15 protein-coding genes, 1 pseudogene and 1 riboswitch are annotated in these 18,731 nt (G+C 54.6%); of the genes and pseudogenes, 10 read left to right on the top strand and 6 right to left on the bottom strand.

The features are described from left to right. Window positions 1–151 precede the first annotated feature (151 nt). Both JK202_RS07410 and JK202_RS07405 read left to right on the top strand, forming a co-directional pair. A complete protein-coding gene (locus JK202_RS07410; protein WP_211559750.1) occupies window positions 152–931 on the top strand; it encodes an AraC family transcriptional regulator in 780 nt (259 codons plus the stop codon). A gap of 232 nt (window positions 932–1,163) precedes the next feature. Next, window positions 1,164–3,377, top strand: coding sequence for a TonB-dependent siderophore receptor (locus JK202_RS07405; RefSeq protein ID WP_211559943.1), 2,214 nt, complete (start codon window positions 1,164–1,166; stop codon window positions 3,375–3,377). A 28-nt stretch (window positions 3,378–3,405) separates the two neighbouring features. Here the strand turns inward: JK202_RS07405 and JK202_RS07400 are convergent, their stop codons facing one another. Both JK202_RS07400 and JK202_RS07395 read right to left on the bottom strand, forming a co-directional pair. Next, complete coding sequence (locus JK202_RS07400; RefSeq protein WP_211559748.1) at window positions 3,406–3,900, bottom strand: hypothetical protein; 495 nt, start codon at window positions 3,898–3,900, stop codon at window positions 3,406–3,408. A gap of 50 nt (window positions 3,901–3,950) precedes the next feature. Further along, window positions 3,951–5,109: pseudogene (locus JK202_RS07395) on the bottom strand (DUF3500 domain-containing protein). 168 nt (window positions 5,110–5,277) lie between these two features. On the opposite strand from JK202_RS07395, the gene JK202_RS07390 reads away from it, so the two are divergent. Continuing rightward, complete coding sequence (locus tag JK202_RS07390) at window positions 5,278–6,942, top strand: tannase/feruloyl esterase family alpha/beta hydrolase (RefSeq protein ID WP_408872145.1); 1,665 nt, start codon at window positions 5,278–5,280, stop codon at window positions 6,940–6,942. 75 nt (window positions 6,943–7,017) lie between these two features. On the opposite strand, the gene JK202_RS16490 is transcribed toward JK202_RS07390, so the two are convergent. Next, the gene (locus JK202_RS16490; protein ID WP_211559744.1) at window positions 7,018–7,905 is read right to left on the bottom strand and encodes an AraC family transcriptional regulator; all 888 of its coding nucleotides are present in this window, start codon (window positions 7,903–7,905) and stop codon (window positions 7,018–7,020) included. 81 nt (window positions 7,906–7,986) lie between these two features. Here JK202_RS16490 and JK202_RS07380 point away from each other — a divergent pair, with 81 nt between their 5' ends. The 3 genes from JK202_RS07380 to JK202_RS07370 are packed head-to-tail and all read left to right on the top strand — an operon-like array spanning window position 7,987 to window position 11,768. Beyond that, complete coding sequence (locus JK202_RS07380; RefSeq protein WP_211559742.1) at window positions 7,987–10,116, top strand: TonB-dependent receptor; 2,130 nt, start codon at window positions 7,987–7,989, stop codon at window positions 10,114–10,116. A 1-nt stretch (window position 10,117) separates the two neighbouring features. Beyond that, window positions 10,118–11,389: a permease gene (locus JK202_RS07375; RefSeq protein ID WP_211559740.1), complete on the top strand. Its 1,272-nt coding sequence runs from the start codon at window positions 10,118–10,120 to the stop codon at window positions 11,387–11,389. Between the two features lie 7 nt (window positions 11,390–11,396). Beyond that, on the top strand, window positions 11,397–11,768 hold the full coding sequence (locus JK202_RS07370; RefSeq protein WP_211559738.1) for a cupin domain-containing protein: 372 nt from the start codon (window positions 11,397–11,399) through the stop codon (window positions 11,766–11,768). A 211-nt stretch (window positions 11,769–11,979) separates the two neighbouring features. Here the strand turns inward: JK202_RS07370 and JK202_RS07365 are convergent, their stop codons facing one another. The 3 genes from JK202_RS07365 to JK202_RS07355 all read right to left on the bottom strand — a co-directional run bounded on the left by JK202_RS07365 (window position 11,980) and on the right by JK202_RS07355 (window position 13,881). Continuing rightward, entirely contained in the window at window positions 11,980–12,423 is a 444-nt protein-coding gene (locus JK202_RS07365; RefSeq protein WP_211559736.1) for a hypothetical protein, read from the bottom strand. Between the two features lie 190 nt (window positions 12,424–12,613). Continuing rightward, window positions 12,614–13,453, bottom strand: a complete 840-nt coding sequence (locus JK202_RS07360; protein ID WP_211559735.1) for a PhzF family phenazine biosynthesis protein — start codon at window positions 13,451–13,453, stop codon at window positions 12,614–12,616. A gap of 2 nt (window positions 13,454–13,455) precedes the next feature. After that, a complete protein-coding gene (locus tag JK202_RS07355) occupies window positions 13,456–13,881 on the bottom strand; it encodes a UrcA family protein (protein ID WP_211559733.1) in 426 nt (141 codons plus the stop codon). A 123-nt stretch (window positions 13,882–14,004) separates the two neighbouring features. Here JK202_RS07355 and JK202_RS07350 point away from each other — a divergent pair, with 123 nt between their 5' ends. The 4 genes from JK202_RS07350 (at window position 14,005) to thiS (ending at window position 18,730) form a co-directional block, all read left to right on the top strand. Then, complete coding sequence (locus tag JK202_RS07350) at window positions 14,005–15,408, top strand: PLP-dependent aminotransferase family protein (RefSeq protein WP_249199783.1); 1,404 nt, start codon at window positions 14,005–14,007, stop codon at window positions 15,406–15,408. A 138-nt stretch (window positions 15,409–15,546) separates the two neighbouring features. Then, window positions 15,547–15,680, top strand: a riboswitch (TPP riboswitch). Between the two features lie 134 nt (window positions 15,681–15,814). Next, entirely contained in the window at window positions 15,815–17,608 is a 1,794-nt protein-coding gene (thiC, locus tag JK202_RS07345) for a phosphomethylpyrimidine synthase ThiC (protein ID WP_211559731.1), read from the top strand. After that, window positions 17,605–18,543 carry an FAD-dependent oxidoreductase gene (locus tag JK202_RS07340; protein ID WP_211559729.1) on the top strand — a complete coding sequence of 313 codons (939 nt, stop codon included), beginning with the start codon at window positions 17,605–17,607 and terminating at the stop codon, window positions 18,541–18,543. The genes thiC and JK202_RS07340 overlap by 4 nt, the downstream gene beginning before the upstream one ends. Beyond that, window positions 18,533–18,730: a sulfur carrier protein ThiS gene (gene thiS / locus JK202_RS07335; RefSeq protein WP_211559727.1), complete on the top strand. Its 198-nt coding sequence runs from the start codon at window positions 18,533–18,535 to the stop codon at window positions 18,728–18,730. Before JK202_RS07340 ends, thiS begins: the two co-directional genes overlap by 11 nt. Window position 18,731: the final 1 nt, after the last annotated feature.

The following is an 18,731-nucleotide window of genomic DNA, read 5'->3' as shown; positions in this document are numbered from 1 at the left end:
TATTCTATAGCATAAAAAAAAATGGACGCGTGCGGTGTTCGCTCATGTGGAATACCAGTCCATTCTCAACATATAACGTAGGTGAACGGATGCCGGACACCACTATCTCGCTAGGCCTCTCTTGAAGAAAAATGCGCCCGGTTGTGGAGCCATGAAGCGCACGACAGATCTGCCGCTTCAGCCCCCCCCAGTTGTGGGGTTTGCTGATCGGTATGTCGGCGGCTTTGTAGACGGGTATCACAGGCACGACCGTGCCCAGCTTTCGCTCTTCCTTGGAGGGACGGTGACGATCAGCGCTCTGGGCAGAAGCTTTGTGCTGGGGGCAGGGCAGGGAATGTGGCTTCCGGCCAATACATTGCATCAGGCAAACTGCCGTACCGATCTTGCATTTCAGGTGATTTATGTCGACCCCGTGTTAACGAATGCTGCCGATCTTCCATGCAAGATGTTCGATGCATCGTCTCTCATGCGCGGGCTCGTGGAAGAGATTATTGCCATGCGATACGAGTTTGCCATGGACGATCGCATGACTTCTATTGCGCGGCTTCTCGTCGGCGAAATTCGCCGTGCACCTCCCATTGCGGACCGTCTGCTTTTTCCCTCCGATCATCGTCTACTGCGGGTTTGTGAGGCGATTGCCGCCCAGCCCGGGGACTGTCGTGATATCGATCACTGGGCACGCGAGGCAGGGATGGCCAGACGGACTTTCACCCGTCTTTTCCAGCAGGAAATGGGGATGGGTTTTGCGGCCTGGCGCCGTCGTGTCCGGGTGATCGAGGCGGCATCGCGTATTGCTGCGGGGCAGTCGATTTCTGAGGTCGCGTTCGAGCTTGGTTACGAGAACGCAGGCAGTTTCAGCACGATGTTTCATCGAACCTTCGGGGTATCACCTCGTATGGTGCGTTCGGGCATGTTGACGAAGCCTCTTTAGCAGGCGGATTTATTTCCCGGAAAACCGCCGTCCCCGTCCCACCCGGCGGCAATGCGTGGCGTTTCATTGTCGGCGATCAGGCAGACTTTGTTTGCGTTCGGGCCAATGGCCTTCGCGCCAGTTGATGCCGCTCATGAATATGGTTAGGAGCGCAATTAAGAGTTATTCGCATTAAAATGACAGACCGCCGACCCTCTGGGTGCAGAAGCCGGTAATGACACATGGGTGGGGTATGCAGCGTAACAGGATCATCTACACAGCGCTTTTCTCGATTGTTCTGAGCGATACGGCTTTCGCGGCCGATCAGGAAAAGAAGCCCGATGCGGACCGGCATTCCGGAACATCCGTAACAGGGCAGGCACCTCAGAAAACATCAGAAACACGCGCTAAAGACGTCGAGAAAATCAAGGTTCGCGGGCATCTGGCTTCGACAATTGCCTCATCTGCGACCAAGTCCAACACCCCCCTTGTCGAGACGGCACAGTCGGTGACGGTCATTACGCGTGACGAAATGGATGCACGCGGTGTGCTGAACCTCAATCAGGCCGTCCGGTACGCAGCGGGTGTAACGGCCGATACGCGTGGAGGCGAAGGAACGCGTTACGATCTTTTCGATCTGCGTGGCTTTACGGTGCCCACGTTTCTGGATGGCCTCAAATTTCAGGACAGTCCGACAGGTTTTGCGGTAGCCCAGACGGACACGTTCCGGCTTGATCGCGTCGAGCTTCTGAAGGGGCCAGCATCCGCGCTTTATGGCCAGTCCAGCCCAGGCGGTCTGACGGCGATGTCCAGCAAACTACCGACGGATCAGCGGTTCTATGGTGGCGTGAACGCGACTGGCGGTATGTTCGATCTTTACCGCGTTGATGCCGATGTGGGTGGATTTGCGACAGATGACGGGATGGTCCGTTATCGGGTTTATGGCACTGTCAACGGACAGCACACGCAACTGAGCCGGACCGGAAGCCGACGTTTCAGCATCAGCCCGTCCTTTACCTTTGGTGGCGATGGTCCGACGACGCTGACGCTGCTCGGAAACTACCAGTATGATCCAGAAAACGGCTCATATGGTGGTGTGCCGTTGATCGGCAGCCTCAAGCGTGCGTCTTACGGTTATCTGCCACGCAATTTCTATGATGGAGATGTGTCGGCTGAGAAATTCAACCGGCGTCAGGGCGCCATTACCTATATCCTGAACCATCGCTTCAACGATGACTGGAGCTTCAGCACACGTGGCCGTTATGATGATATCAGAACGGTCTATCGCAGTGTCTATGACAATGGATATTACGACAGCGATGATGGCACCAGCGGTCAGATGCTATCGCGTTCCGCCTATGGCACGCAGGAGCATACCTATAATCTGGCCTTTGACAGCCAGTTCAAGGGAAAGGTCCGCACGGGGCCGCTACGTCATACGCTGATGTTCGGCTTCGATTATATGCAGCAGAAGGCAAACGACACCGAAGCCTATGGCGATGCGCCGGACCTGGATGTCCTGCATCCCGACTATCACATGGCTATTCCGGACCTGACGCCTTATCTGCGTTATGTCACGAAATCGCATCAGGCTGGTGCCTATGGGCAGGATGAGATCCGCTGGAAGCGTCTGATCCTGACGGGCAGCATCCGTAATGACTGGTACCGGTCCAATCAGACCGAATATTTCGAGCAGTCCAATGACCGGCAGAGTGCGAGCCAGATCACCTGGCGCGCGTCGGGGCTATATCATTTCGACTTCGGCCTCTCGCCTTACATCAGCTACTCGACGTCATTCCAGCCGCAGTCCGGTACGGTCTCGAACGATGGCGGTGCCACGCTGCGGCAGGCTCATCCGTCTATTGGCAAGCAGCTTGAAGGTGGCCTAAAATACCAGATCCCTGGCACATCCGTTCTCTTTACGGCAGCGGGCTTTCATATCGAGCAGAGCAACGTCCTCGTTTCCGTCGCCAATACCGGATACAGCCTGCAAAGCGGTCTGGTTCATTCCGACGGTTTCGAATTCGAAGCCCATGCCCAGCCATTCCACAACCTGATGGTCACGGCAGCGGTCAGTTTCCAGAAGGTGAAGGATGACTCGACCGGTAAGCCGCTGATCCAGTCCGGCAAGGGGAACGCGTCGCTGTTCGCCTTCTACACGATGCCTTCCGGTCCACTTAAAGGGTTCGGTTTCGGCGGTGGTATGCGGTATTCCAACAAGACCTATGGTGGTGAAGCCACTTACGGCAGTGTCTGGCTTCCGCAATATGCCCTTTTCGACGCATCTGTGGCTTATGATCTGAGGAACATGTCCCACTCCCTGCGGGGCTGGAAAGTTTCCGCCAGCGTCAGGAACCTGTTTGACAAGAACTATATCGCAAACTGCTTCGCATACGGAGCAGACGGTCAATACTGCTACTACGGCGAACGTCGGAACGCACAGGCCAGCATCGGGTATAGCTGGTAATTTTCAGCTCCTGATCAATCACGGACTATCAGCTGGACGTCACCATGACGTCCAGCTGATAGTCTGACTGATTTCGGGAGCGTCTCTGATGGACCACGCGCAGGCTCGGATCTCGTGGAAGCAGACAGTTCACGAGCCACGCTGTCGCTGTGCCTCGATTGCTATAGGCCAGATGGTTGGAGCTGTTCCTGAGGGAGGCGCTGCTCGTGAATTCAAGATCCAGAACGCCTGTGCCTTCCCTTATTGCGGTCAGTGAGGAAAAGGTAGCGGCGCTCAGCGTCAGAACAAGCGGCTGCCCGTTCAGGGAGAGGGATAGATTTTGAGTGACCCGATAGACGTAGGTCTCCTGCTCGGCTCGCGATAGAACTCCGTCGTGGTTTGTATCCATCTGACGAATAACACCCGCGGCGACTTCCACACCCGGAACGAGGCGCAGGTGCAGGTGCAGAGCGATATGATCGCGGGCAAGATCGATCATCGTGACCTGAAGGTATTCATCCAGCCGGTGAGCCGAAGCCGCCATGGGCAGAAAAATCAGAGCTACCCAGAGAAAGGATGCGTTCCTTAACACGCTCACTGGACTGTAAACCGGTTGCCATAACTGTTGGTCGGGTCACGATAAACCGTACGGGCATGCAATGTGGGATCACCGCCCACGCCTTGAGGGGAGAATTCGATTGGCAGGTGAGGGCCCTGGATACGGTAATAGGACGATCCGTTGCGGTGGGGTTCATGAGTGGTCGGACCGCTCCAGGCAAACCAGGTGTCATCCAGCCCATCGCGAATTTCCGCGAGGCGAGGAGCAGCGTACGTCCATAAGCATGGTCTTCTGAGCGGGGGTCAGGGCTGATCCCTTGATGCCTTCAGGGACAAGCGTTTCGCCGTCATGTCCGGGCCCCTGAACGAGATCGTCCACGGTGTAAGGAAGAATGGCCTCCCGACGTTGTTTTGGATCAAGCGCGTTCAGAAGTGCAAAGGCCCTGTCATTTTCCCCAGCCAGCACCCGGACCGTTTTACCATCACGTTGATAAATTGCTGGCTGCGCGCCAGTCAGTGTCGGTGTCATCACACCATGCGCACCATCAATCACAAGGTTGAGGCCCAGATGGTGACCGCCAAACTGCGCCATCCACGGAGACTTTTCCGACGGCTGGCCGAAAATGGCGATGGTGTAGACGGCCTTTCCGGACGCGAAGTCGGTTCCAGCATCTGCCAGGGCCTGATCTCCGTCCATGATGTCCTGCACTTTCTGATACCCTTTTTTGCTCAGAAGGGTTTGCAGAAGGTGCAGTGCGGCAGAGCGCTGGTTCGCCGTGAGTTGCCCCATCTGCATGCCGGGACGGAGGACGTCACTGACCGGAAAATTGGACCATACAGCCGTGCCATAGCGTTCTCCGACGAACCCTCCTGGAGGTCCCATGCCCGGGCCGCGCGCTGTGGGGGCGTTCCCCTGGTCCTTCATGACAGGGGCGACTGGCTGCCCCGGAGCGCTTCTGCGGAAGCGTGCGAGCGTACCCGATTTTTGTGCAATAAAAGGAAACTGCACATTCGCGAGGGCGTGTGAATCGAACGTGGCCAGAAAGGAGCGCGCTGCGATGACAGCTTCATGCGTCTGGTTTGAAGACATGCTTTCTCCTGATGGCGAGGCAGCTCGGGACTGGCGGATATCCGCACTCGTGACAGACAAAATAGCCAGATATGCGCTGCCCAATATCCAGAATCTGTGCTTCACGCTGGCCTGACCTTACTGTGTTTTTCTGCCGACTGCAGTCTGTTCCAGAAAGCGGTTTGGCCACACTGCATGGCCTCGGCGGCGCGATCAAGGCTTTGCCTTTCGGGTCTATATGAGTTCAGACTGCCGGGCGCAGTTATGGGCGGCAGAGGTGTGACGTTTGCGACCATGACAGGGACATACAGAACAAGCCGAGAACTTAGCATGCCGTTTTCACAGCCCTTTTGTCGTCGCTCCATACAGTCACTCCAGCCGTTGCTCAGGACTTTTGCGGCTGGAACGTTTCTTACGGTCTCGGCTTCATTTCTGCTGTCTTCGCATGCTCACGCTGAAAGCTGCGTAGATCTCACGCATCTGATGCTCCCGGGGGCGACCTTTACCAAGGTGGAAATCGTTCAGGCCGGAGACTGGCACAGTCCGCAGACGCATCTGAGCCAGATCATGACAGCGCCGGGGATGAACCTTGCGGGCCATCCAATTCAGAAAAGCAACCCTGCGTTCTGCCGGGTTGCCATAACACTGCGTCCGTCTGCGGATTCAGTGATCCGCACGGAAATCTGGCTTCCTTTGCACGGCTGGAATGGCAAACTTCTGGGCGTTGGCAATTTCGGCTGGGCAGGGTCGATCATGTACGACGGGATGGCGACCGGGGTGGGGGTAGGCTATGCCGTCGCAAGCACAGATACCGGGCATGACAGTTCCACTCCTGAGGGTGAGGGAGGCCGCTTTACACTAGGTCATCCCGAAAAACTGGTCGATTATGCCTACAGAGCCGATCACCTGATGACGCTGACGGCGAAGCAGCTTATCCGGCAGTTTTATGGGAAAGATGCGTCTCATGCATACTGGATCGGATGCTCGCTCGGGGGGCTGAAAGGACTGATCGAGGCCAGACGCTATCCTCAGGATTATGATGGGGTCGTCGCCGGTGCGCCTCCCAATCCGATTGTGAATTTCAACGCAGAACAGCTCTGGGCTGGCTGGATGAGTTATCATGATCCGGCCCTGCGCGTAGGGCGCGGGAAATTCCAGCTTCTGAACCGGGCAGTCATGAAGGCATGCGGTTCACCTGTCGGTCAAAATCAGGGGGTTCTTGAAACTCCGGATCAATGTGGATTTGAGCCCTCGCAACTTCTTTGCAAGGGATCGGATACATCAGAATGTCTCACCGCCAACGAAGTTAAGGCAGCGGAACAGATTTATCGCGGCCCGGTCGATCCCCGGACAGGTAAAGTCATCTTCCCCGGTCCTGCGAAAGGTAGCGAAGACGGCTTTTCTGCCGATGGTAAGGCATTTCCTGTCGCCCTTGATCTCTTCATGTTTGCTGCTTTCCAGAACCCGGAATGGGACTGGACAACTCTGAACTGGAATACTGACATTACCGCTGCGACCAGAAAACTTGGGCCGCTACTGCATGTGGACGACAATCTGGAACCCTTTTTCAGGCATGGTGGCAAGCTCCTGATGTATATTGGCTGGAATGACGGCCATAATCCGCAGCAATTGGCCGGTTATTATCAGGCGCTGATGCAGAACGCCGCTCCGGCCGAACGAAACTCCGCGCGGCTTTTTGAAATCCCAGGCATGAGACACTGCTACGGCGGAGCGGGCTGTGACACGTTCAGCAAGCTGGGCGCTATTGACGAATGGGTCGTGCGTCAGAACGCTCCAGAAAAAATCGTGGCGTCCCGGGTTGTGGACGGGAAGGTTGTCCGGACGCGACCGCTCTGCGCATGGCCAGAAGCTGCTTTATACGATGGCCATGGCGATCCGGCCGTAGCATCAAATTTTGTATGCGTACTGCCCAATCCAAAACACGGTTCTACTCCATGAGAGCGCAAACGCTGAGTTTGGTCTCTCAAAATTACAGTGTTGAAAAATTACTCAGCCACAAAAATAGATCAAGTTTCAATGTGGAATTCTCTGCCATTTGCTTGGACTGCATCCAAACTGTCTCTGAAATGCAGCACTGAAATGGCTTACATTACTGTACCCAAGCTCCATTGCCGTCTGGGTTACGTTTTTCTGTTGCAGTAAATGGCACGCATATTTCATGCGGTGAGCCTGATAATAGGCGTAAGGCCCACACCCAAACTGCTGACGGAATAATTCCTTAAAGCGGGTAGGACTGAGACCACACATTACTGCCAGTTGTGTGATCGTGGGGGCTTGATCAAAATTCCTGAGGAGGGTCTGTCTTGCAGTTTCAAGGCACGTTGCATGTCTCTCATTAGATTGCGCCTGTTCGACGTTCCACGCAGTAAAAGCATATCCCAGCGTGGTCATTGCCAGACCGTATCCTACCAGGAGATCAGAGGTGAGAGATGGCGAACCAGAGTGCCGGTTATTGCATAAATAACCGAAAAGTTGTCTGGCGGATTTCATCGCCATACCCTGAAGCCCCAGAGAGCGCTTTTCTATGCCTGGTGAAGAGGTGATTTTCATTTGCTCCAGAAGTGGAAGCGGAATATGGATTTCGAGGGCGGAAAATTCTTTACTGTTTTCAAATGAAAAATTGTCATGAAATGTGTGAGCAAGAATAATGTCGCAGGTCTGGAAATGGTGTGTCTGGCCAGATGCTTTCATGCAGCATTCGCCGGAAAGAATAACGGAGCAGCGGGTCGTTAAGCTACGCTCATCAAAACACCCGTTCAGCGCACCTGCTCGCGACGCCACAAATCCACTTGTATGTAAGCCTCCAGGAAAAACGCATGTGTGCGGATGACGCAGGGACGTGCCAGCAATGTGGTCTGGGTGCGCTTTATGAATCTGCGTTGAACTGACATCTGCTATCACGGCGAGGTCTTTCCTGTCCGATCGGGGTATATAGCCTGATCCGGGTAGCGGCGATAATGAGAATTATTATCATCGCAAACCATGAAAGAAAACCTCTCCCTTTCGAGGCCTGCTACCGGCTTGTGGAAAGCCAGTTTCCTGGCTTCTGTTTGTACAGCTCTAAGTGTGCGGCCTGTTCCAGGATGGGCAGCTTCCGAGCCTGCGACAAAGTGTTTTCATGAGTCGGCGGAGAAACCGGCGACCTCCAGCGAGCAGTGCAATATCAGTGGAGAAAATCTCACAATCTGGGGCAAGCGAGCGGCCTTTACGTTACCCGTAAGCACGACTCATATCTCCGCTCAGGACATGGCGTCGTATAGAATGCAGACTTTGGGAGACCTTGCTGAACGCGTTCCCAATCTCTCTTTCACCAACACGACGCCTAACAACCCGGTTTTGATGCTGCGTGGGCTTGGGGGCGCGGAAGACGAAGGACCCGCCCTTTACACGCCAATCTTGATCGATGGGGTACCTGTTCCAAGCTTTGCACTGGGACAGATGTTTGACTTGAAGAATGTGGACATTCTGCGGGGTCCGCAGCTTACTGAAGGTATCAACGCGTTTGGGGGGCTGATCTCAGCGCAGTCCGTTGATCCTACAAGCCGTTCAGACGGGGCTCTGGATTTTGAATACGGGACCGGAAATCGCAAACGCGCGACGTTTTCGGGGGACCTTACTCTTAATGCCTCTACGAGCCTCCGGCTTTCCGTCGGTGGGGAAACTGCTGATGGCTATATCCATAACCGTACCCTGAACCGACATGATACCGGCGGTTGGCATGGCTGGTTCGGTCGCATCAAGCTGCTGCACAAAGATAATGCTGGCGGTGAATGGCGCTTCAGCTTGCATCACATGCTGAACCACGGCGGCAATGACTATTTTGAAACGCCGCAAAATGCCCGTAACCACGTGTCTTACAACACGTCTGAAGGTGTGAATGATACAGAATATCTTCTGGGTTCCGCGCAATACCATCGACGTTTCAGCCAGCATATGATTTTGGATGTAGTGTTTGGAGGTGCTTCGACCGACTGGCGTTACAGCAATCCTTACTCCGTCTTTTCTGCAAATTCCGGATTCACACTTCCCACACGTCAAATCGGCGGTTCCATCATGCTGTCAGGAAACGCGGGCCATCTGGATTGGAAGGGTGGCATTTATGGGCAACAGTCAAAGCGCTGGGCACCCTATACCTTTGATATGTCCCCTTACTATCTCAGCCGAACAACAGCGACCCTGGGAACAGCGAATATAGCCTTCATGGGGGAGTTGGGATGGCATTTGTTTCAGGACTGGCGTCTCGTTTCATCTTTACGAATTGAACATGTTGACAGCTCTCTTAGTAATTGGACAAGCGTCATGGGCGGAGACGTGCCCTATGCTTACAGCACGCGGGAGAGCCTTCCACGCCAGTCTCTTTCCAAAACTGTACCGCTTCCCGGCCTTAAAATTGAATACAGTCCTCAGTCTTCGGGAAAACTAAGCCAGTTTGGCTGGCTGAGCTATTCACGCTCATTTCTGCCGCCGAATTACAGTCCTTATGGTTCTTATACGAGCACAGTTTCAGAGCCCTATACGTCAAGTTATGGCAATAATCTGGAGCTGGGTTACCGTCTCGGGGACGCCGGAGGACGATGGTCCGTGGAAGCGACGGGCTTTGCAAATTTTCTTTCAAATCTCCAGGTCTCTGCAACCAATGGTGCAGGGGAGTCTCTGATTGGAACGGCCGGCACAGCACATTCACGAGGTGTGGAAGCCACTGCGCACTGGAAGCCGCTCGGTACACTCCAGCTAAACGCGTTCATGGGACTCACTTATGCTGCATATGATCGTTTTGTGTTTGGCGGTGCGGATTACAGCGGCAAGCAGATGTCTGGTACTCCACGAAGCAATTTTGGTTTCTCGGGAGAATGGCAACCCGTTCCCGGATGGGCCCTGAATGCGAGTATTGTCCGACGGGGACGAACAACTCTTTATCCCAGCAGCAGTATACAGAATGCGCCGTATGTCTTGGTGGACGCGCAGATTGAAAGGCGCTGGAAACACTGGAATGTGGCGCTTTACGGACACAACCTGACCAATTCTAGCTACTTCACACGCGGCCTATCGGGCGGATATGTCGTAGCCTCCAATCCGCGGCAGCTTGGCTTCCGCGTCGGTGTGAATTTCTGACATGAAGCCTTCAGTAAATTCCGTCCAGATAACACACGCTGAAACCAGCAAAACGTTACTCAAGCGACTTCTGGCAATAGGGTTGATGTATGGCTCTCAGGGCATTCCTGCGGGTCTGGCGTTCAACGCCTTTGCTACCATTCTTCGTCATAGCGGAACCCCGTTAAAAGATATCGGTCTGACAGGACTGGTATTTCTACCCTGGGCATTGAAATGTTTCTGGTCCGGCATTGCGGATAACGCTGGCAAGCGAGTGGGGTACGGGCATCTCGCACTACGGACGCATATTTTAGCAGTCGTGCTGTGTCTGCTTCTGGGGGCTATTTCTCCTGCCCAACATTTCCTGATGGCCTTGTCAGGTGTACTTCTTCTGAATACGGTTTTTGCTACCCAGGATATTTTGACAAATGCCTGCGCCGTATCTCCCATGAAGGGCCATAATGCGGGGCTGGCTAATGCCCTGCAGGTTGTAACATTTCTTCTTGGAATGGTTATCGGTGGCGCAGGGTCACTTATCATTTACGAGCGATATGGCTGGCGCGGCGCCATGTGGGGAATGGCGTGCGAACTGTTTGTTTTATGGCTGGCACTTCTGCCTCTGAGAGCCTGCATCGAGCCTGCCAATATATTCCAGAAGCCCTCGCGTCTCATGGATCTTTTTCGGCAGCCGGGATTTCGCTGGGCATTTTTGCTGGCTCTAATTTTTAAATTCGCCAGCTCAGCGCTTGCCATACTACTTCAGCCCTGGCTGATGGATCAGGCTTTCAGTTTGGATTTTTCTGGAATGCTCCAGATGTCTAATATCATCTGCGCTGCTCTTGGTGACGCCATTCTTGGCTTTCCAGCAGTCAGATCTTTCGGAAGCCAGCGTGCTGTCGGCCTGTTTGTCTGGCCAGCCACCTTGTTACTCGGAACGCTCCTGCTTCTGACAATTACAGGAAGAGCTACCCAGCCGCTTTTGTATATCACCCTAGGGCTCGAAAACTTCATTGATGGAGGATTCTACGTCTCCGTCTGGTCTGTGCTTATGAACTGGTCTTCAGAAGAGAGACCAGGAACGGATTATAGTTTTTTGCAATGTGGCGAGAGCCTGGCAAATGTACTTTCCAGTATATCAATTTTGCCGCTAGCTGCCGTGATTGGTTACAGGAATACCTCTCTGATTACAGCGATATTCGGCGCTTTCATGTTGATATTTGTGCTGTTGGCTACCAGAAATATTTCCGAGCCTGGTAATATTTGGCACTTTCACCGCAAAGTTTCCAAGGATTAATATAATCATGAAAATCTACAATCTCTCAGAAGTCGCCAACGGATTATCGGTTAGCGATATTGAAAGAAAGACGGAAGCAGTTTCTACCAATGGTCTGAAAATGCTTTTCCCGTTCGGAAGTCACGATGTTGGGCTTTTTTGCTTCAAAGGCGCTACGCCATGGGAAGAGCATCCGAATGATGAATTTCTTCTTGTGGTGGAGGGGGAAACAATACTGACGCTCCGGACAGGAAATGGTGAAATAAAATCCACAGCGAAGAAGGGAGATGTTCTGGTCGTCCCAGGAAAGACCTGGCACCGACAGGATGCGCCCGTGTCAGTGACTCTAATGTTTATTACAAATCACGATGGAAACCGTCATGAATCGGCTAATTTTTAGGGTAGGATTAGAATCTTGATATTCCCCGAAACTGGATATGTAACTCAAGCCGTACAATGTCGTTGATTTCTTTGATATTCAGTACAGAAAATAATGGATGTTGCTAGACGATGTGGTGGCGGCTGATTGATACAGAACATGTATAGACGTTGCCCTGCGTCGGGATCAGCTCAATTTGTGAGACCGGATCGCACGTAACACATTGAGGTGTTCATTTTCCCCAATCGCTATTTATTGTAATGCTCGGCACACACGATTGATCTTGAATCTGCTCAGGCATAGAAACAATTACGTGCCGCCATCTTCCTCTAAATAAGAGGGCCGCACAAGAAATACTGTGAGAACAACTCAATGTTGCATGCCCCAGTCCAAATTGTTTTTCCAGCATGTTTGGCGTTATGCAAAATTTTTTATTTATATTCAAAATTAGTACAGAAGACTTATTATTATAAAACCTGAAATCAATGTCAGTTAGCAAGGCATTTGTGTCACCTGGGTCTGTGGAGACACGGCTATGGTCATCACATTTCAGGCTCATACCAAGGATTTCAGAGACCTTTTGGGCAGTTAGTGGCTGAGCAGTGTCCAATGCTTTTATTTCGAGACCCAAAGCGGCTGCACGGTACCAGTTTTCATCTGTCGGTGCGGCAGCCATTAAAAAAAATGAGTCCAGATATGAGCGCGTTTCCAATCGTTTTCGTCAGATTATACATGCCAACCACTTACCGTTCACTGAATTCCTATAATAGACTCCAAAAAACTTGCTGAACAAAGTTCTGGTTTGCAGCGGGTCGGCACGTTTGATTCGTCTTACACAAGCAAAATAGTTTGTAGATCTCAAACGCTCATACGGCGATTGTCCCGGCAATACGGGTGATTACGTCACCCCCAATCCAGATATCGCTATCAATCTTATCCACAAAAATGCGGCCAGACCTGCGCAGTGCGGTTCCCTGGCTGGCTATATAATGGGCCGGAGCGATACCGCCTTCGATCAACCATTGGGCGATCCCGGCATTAAGACTGCCTGTGACCGGGTCTTCCCAACCTTGTCCCTCTCCCACGAAAGCCCGTACTTCAAATTGTACTTTTGTTCTATCCAGCTCAAAATGACATGCACCGACAACGCCTATGCTCTGTCCCTTTAGCGCGTGCCAATCTGGCTGAATACTCAACACCTGTTCGCGACCAGGCAATCTGATGACCATCCATCCTGGGCCATTGTCAGCCCATTGCGCATCAAGAATATCGTCATGTGTCAGCCGGAGAGCCTTGAGAGCGAGGATCAGATCATCCTGCGCGACCGGTCCGGTCCGACGTCTTGGTGGTGCGGCAAAAGCCAATCGTCCTTTGCTCTTGCGTACCGGGACGAGCCCGGCACCACATTGCTGCATGATCACGTCAGATTTCGTTGGGTGCCCCAGAGAGCTCCAGACATGTGCGCTGCCCAGCGTTGGATGCCCTGCAAAGGGCAGTTCTGCATGCGGAGTGAATATCCTTACGTGATAATCAGCATCCGGATGTGTCGGCTTAAGAAGAAAGGTTGTTTCGCTGAGATTGGTCCAGTTCGCGATTTCTGCCATTTGCGTGTCGGATAATGCATCTGCACCAACGATCACGGCGAGCGGATTGCCTCGAAAAGGTTCGGCAGAGAACACATCCACCTGTTGGAAAATAAGGTCCATTGTCAGGGTTCCTGCATTGTGGGGCCGACCCACGGATCGACGGCCTTGGCCATATGGGTCAGGGTTGAGCTGTGGAAGGCTGCTACCGTTCTGTTGAAAGTCTCGTGGTGGCAATCTGATCGGATAATCAGCTCCTGCGTAGGGATGGAGAGGCCATTCATGCTGCCGCAAGCTTTCAGCGCAGCTTTATCGATCCTGATCAGCAGGCGCCGTTCCCGGGCAGGATCACTGAGATCCTGAGGAATGTAGGAAACGAAGACCGGATCCACGCTTTCCTCCAAGTCCTGTGCTGATGCGGGCTGATGAATGGCTATGAGGAGCATTAATCCTCCCATGATGGCACTAAGAATTCCGAGAGCCGTGATTGTTTCAGGCATTTTTCGAATTTCATGTTGTTGGCCTGGAATGTCCAAGAGTGGTTGCAACATATGTGAAGCCTTATTGTTCTAGTACAATAGAGACGAATCGATTCGATTGTTCTAGATTGACAACTCCGTCAAAGACTTCAATCTTTGTATTGTTCTATGCCAATTGCGTTGATGGAGCCGGATATGTGGCAACCTGAACTTCAATCCGGCCCTATGCCGCTTTATGAGCGACTGGTGGTGGCAATGGCGCAGGCTATCCGGACCGGAGAACTTTCGCCCGGCGCCAAACTGCCACCTCAACGTGAGCTCGCTTTTCGGCTTGGTATCAGCGTGGGAAGCGTGACGCGCGCTTACGCCGAAGCGGAGCGACGGGGATTATTGGCCGCGCATGTAGGCCGGGGATCGTTCGTATCTGGTGGATTACCAGTGGTTCCAGATGTTCCCACCATTGAGCGGGGCTCACGTGAGTGGCAGAGCCGCAATGGGCCGATTGATCTTCGCTGCAATACGCCACCGCCAGTTCCTCTGATGACCGATCTGAATGCCGCGCTGGTCGACCTGATGGCGCGTGGAGCCCTCGATCCCGCGGTACATTATATTCAGGGAGCTGGGCTGCCTCATGTTCGTGACGCCGGCGCACAATGGATCAGGCAGCAGTATGGACTCGATTTTGAGGCAGGAAACCTGATTCAATGCAATGGTGGTCAGCACGGTATCGCCTTGGTTTTCTCATCGTTGTGTTCGCCTGGGGACACCGTCCTGTGTGAATCTTCCACGTTCTACGGCGCCCGAATGGCAGCGGATCATTTGGGCCTGAAGCTGCGTGGTCTACCGATGAATGATGAAGGACTGTTACCTGAAGCGGTTGATCAGGCAGCCAGAGAAACCGGCAGCCGCCTGCTGTTTACGCTGCCGACCCTGCATAATCCGACAACCCGGACGATGTCAGAACAGCGTCGGCAGGACATCGTGGCAGTCGCAAGGGCTCGTGATCTTCTGATTCTGGAAGATGATGCGTATTACGCTTATTCCGAACGTCCGCGCCAGATCGTGTCGTATGCACCTGAGCGGACGCTATATCTTGCCAGCCTTTCCAAAGGTGTCTGTCCGGGGTTGCGGCTTGCGTTTCTGGCGCTTCCGCCTGATCTTTCGCGTGAGCGGCTCATGAGAGGAGTCCGGGCGTTAGGCTATTGTCCACCCGCACTGGGAGCACTGGTATTCAGCCAGTGGGTCCAGGATGGACGGATTGATGCCATCGGGCAGGCAGTTCAGACGGAAGCAGCAGCAAGATGGGAAATGGCGAACTCAGTTTTGGGCAGTTTCGTCGCGCTACCGGGGGCATCGCATTCGCCTCATGTCTGGCTGCCCATGTCGGCACTGGACGCTGAACGGGTAACGGCTCGATTACTGCGTGCAGGAGTGGAAGTAACGCCACCAGATGCATCGGCTGTCTCCATGCAGGCTGATACAGGTTTGCGGCTCTGTTTAGGTGCCCCGGATAGCAGGGAGGAACTAGGGCGAGCACTCACGATTATCGCAGGGGTCATTACAGGGCAGGGAAACGCCGATAGGGACGGAATTATTTAGTCTAAAGCGGATAGCATTGCTGAGGAGTTGTGGTTGTCTTTCTTGGGCTTCATCCATGTATTTTACTCAGATAAAAATTTCATATCTGAACGGAACACATTTCCGCTGTTGATTTTCTTCTGTTTCTCCATCACGATCGAATTTCGTCAGGGGGGTCCCGCCTAAGGGACTGAGAGGCTGATTGGTGCTGTCGGGAAACTGACTGTACGGTGAGGCGACCCTTTGAACCTGACCCAGTTGATACTGGCGTAGGAAGACCGAAGGGCTCTCATTTCCGTCGTTGTATGGGGATTGATCCTGTCGGGCCGTTTGGCCCTGTCTGTGCCTATGTGCACAGGGGACCACGGCTCCCTTTCTGCTTCACGTTCTCCCTGGGTCTTTTCGAGTGCGCTTGAGGAGACACCATATGAACGCTTCCGTTCCGGCCATTACGACAGGCCCTCTGCCGGCTTCCAGCAAGGTCCATGTTCAGGGTACGCTTCATGACATCAAAGTGCCCATGCGGCAGATTGAAGTATCGGACGAATGCCCGCTGAACGTCTATGACAGTTCCGGGCCCTATACCGACACTGCCATCAGCATCGATATTGCGAGAGGTCTTGCAGACAGTCGTTGTGACTGGCTGCGCCGTCGCGGTGACGTGGAAGAGTATGTCGGCCGCACGATTACGGCAGCCGATAACGGTTTTGCCGAAGGGGAACGGCTGACGCCTGCATTCCCGAACCAGCGCCGCCCCATGCGTGCGGTCGGGGATCGTGCGGTGACCCAGATGGCGTATGCCCGCGCCGGCATCATCACGCCTGAGATGGAGTTTGTGGCCATCCGGGAGAATATCGGCCGGACGCAGGCGCTGAAGGAAGAGCGGGACGGCGAGGATTTCGGAGCCAGCATTCCGGATTTTGTGACGCCGGAATTCGTGCGGCAGGAAATTGCATCCGGGCGGGCGATCATCCCGGCCAACATCAATCACCGCGAACTTGAACCGATGATTATTGGTCGCAACTTTCTGATGAAGATCAATGCCAATATTGGCAATTCGGCCGTCACGTCTTCCATGGAAGAGGAAGTCGAAAAGATGGTCTGGTCCATCCGCTGGGGCGCGGATACCGTCATGGATCTCTCGACAGGCCGCAATATTCACAATATCCGCGACTGGATTATCCGAAATGCCCCGGTGCCGATCGGGACGGTGCCGCTTTATCAGGCGCTGGAAAAGGTCAGCGGCGTTGCGGAAGACCTGACATGGGAAATCTTCCGCGACACTTTGATCGAGCAGGCCGAACAGGGCGTGGACTACTTCACCATCCATGCGGGTGTCCGGCTTCACATGATCCCGCTGACGGCCCGACGGGTGACGGGGATCGTGTCGCGCGGTGGCTCCATCATGGCGAAATGGTGCCTGCATCATCACTGCGAGAGCTTCCTGTACGAGCATTTCGAAGAGATCTGCGACATCTGCCGCCGTTACGATGTGTCGTTCTCGCTTGGGGACGGTCTGCGTCCCGGCTCGATTGCCGACGCCAATGACGCGGCGCAGTTTGCGGAACTGGAAACGCTTGGCGAACTGACAAAAATTGCCTGGGCGAAGGACTGTCAGGTCATGATCGAGGGGCCGGGTCATGTGCCAATGCACAAGATCAAGGCCAACATGGACAAGCAGCTTGAGCACTGCCACGAGGCACCGTTCTATACGCTTGGCCCGCTGACGACCGATATCGCGCCCGGCTACGATCACATTACCTCGGCCATCGGGGCGGCCATGATCGGCTGGTTCGGCACGGCGATGCTCTGCTATGTCACGCCCAAAGAACATCTGGGCCTGCCGGACCGCAACGACGTCAAAACGGGTGTCATTACCTACAAGCTTGCGGCCCATGCGGCGGATCTGGCGAAAGGTCATCCGGGTGCGCAGATGCGGGACGATGCCCTGTCACGGGCGCGGTTCGAGTTCCGCTGGGAGGATCAGTTCAATCTGGGCCTCGACCCCGATACGGCCCGGGCGATGCATGACGAGACCCTGCCAAAGCAGGCGCACAAGGTGTCCCATTTCTGCTCTATGTGTGGGCCGAAATTCTGCTCGATGAAAATTTCGCATGATATTCGTGCCGAAGCGGAAAAGCAGGACGGCATGCAGCAGATGGCGGGCAAGTTTCGGGAAGGCGGCCAGCTTTATGTTCCGGTGACGGAACCGGCGGAATGATCCATTCCGTCCTGGGGGGAGGGGTGACGGCACTGTGTTGTGCCACGGCCCTTTCCGACCGGGGCCTTGACGTGGAAGTCATCGTCCCGGATGGCGCCCCCGAACCGGCATCACGGTTTGCGGGCGGTATGCTCGCGCCCTTCTGCGAGGGCGAAAGCGCGCCGGAACTGATCGTGGCGGAAGGACAGGCTGCGGTGAACTGGTGGGCGTCGCATGTTTCGGGTGTGGTGCGGCGCGGCACGCTGGTTGTCGCACCGCCGCGGGATGCCTCCGAACTGGACCGCTTTGCGCGGGCGACACGGCAGCATGAGTGGGTCACTCCGGGGGATCTGGAACCGGATCTGGCAGGACGTTTTGCCCGGGGGCTGTTCTTTGCGAGCGAAGCCCATCTCGACCCGCGCCGCGCGCTTTCCAGCCTGAAAGGCCGTCTGGAAAGCAGGGGCGTGTCGTTCCGGTCCGGGACGCCACGAGGACGGATCATCGACTGCCGGGGGCTCGCCTCCCATGAGGAGCTGGCGGATCTGCGCGGTGTCCGGGGTGAGATGCTGATCGTGCATGCACCGGACGTGACGTTGACGCGCCCGGTCCGCCTGCTGCATCCGCGCTTTCCCTGTTACATCGTCCCGCGTGATGAGGGGCGTTACATGATTGGTGCGACCATGGTGGAAAGCGCGCGTCGCGGGGGCGTTACGGCGCGGGCTGCGATGGAGCTGCTTTCGGCGGCCTATACGCTCCATCCCGGCTTTGCCGAAGCGGAAGTTCTTGAACTGGGCGCGGGGCTACGTCCGTCCTTTCCTGACAATATTCCGGCCATCCGCCACGCTGCGGACCGTATCCACGTGAACGGGATGTATCGCCACGGTTTTCTGATGGCGCCTGTCTGCGCGGAGCGACTGGCCACGGAACTTGCGGAGCTTTACGCCGATGCGGATTGAACTGAACGGTCAGAATATCGAAACGCAGGTCCGGACACTGGCCGATCTGCTGATCGAGCAAGGTTTTGAATCCCCCTGTGTGGCCACGGCCTTGAATGGTGATTTCATTGCCCGCCCCCTTCGCTCCGAAACCCGTCTGAATGATGGCGTGAAGGTCGAGGTCCTGTCTCCGATGCAGGGGGGCTAAG

The sequence above is a fragment of the Gluconobacter sp. Dm-62 genome, assembly GCF_018256155.1.
Classification (GTDB): domain Bacteria; phylum Pseudomonadota; class Alphaproteobacteria; order Acetobacterales; family Acetobacteraceae; genus Gluconobacter.
Note: the sequence above shows the minus strand (reverse complement) of the source record. Positions and strands in the feature narration are given on the sequence as shown.